Origin of the sequence: Psychrobacter sp. TB55-MNA-CIBAN-0194, from assembly GCF_040309505.1 — a bacterium.
GTDB classification, from domain to species: domain Bacteria; phylum Pseudomonadota; class Gammaproteobacteria; order Pseudomonadales; family Moraxellaceae; genus Psychrobacter; species Psychrobacter fozii.
Genome location: NZ_JBEOOW010000585.1, coordinates 1 through 250 on the forward strand (window position 1 = coordinate 1; position 250 = coordinate 250).

Genomic DNA, 250 nt, shown 5'->3' on the forward strand with positions numbered 1-250 from the left:
TCATTGGAATTAACCAGTTTGCTAACCCGGTAAAAGCGGGCATCACCGCCCCAAACACCATGATGAGGCCATGAACTGTGGTCATCTGATTAAAAAAGTTAGGTTCTACTAGCTGTAATCCAGGCTGAAATAATTCAGCTCGAATCACCATTGCCATCGCACCGCCAGTAAGAAACATAATGAAACTAAACCATAAATACAGCGAGCCGATATCTTTATGGTTAGTGGTGAGTAGCCAGCGCATTAGCCC

At 44.4% G+C, this 250-nt stretch carries 1 protein-coding gene; it reads right to left on the minus strand.

From position 1 onward, the window contains the following. The coding region (locus tag AAEY75_RS16370) for a cbb3-type cytochrome c oxidase subunit I (RefSeq protein WP_352260213.1) at positions 1–250 on the minus strand (250 nt) is incomplete at both ends.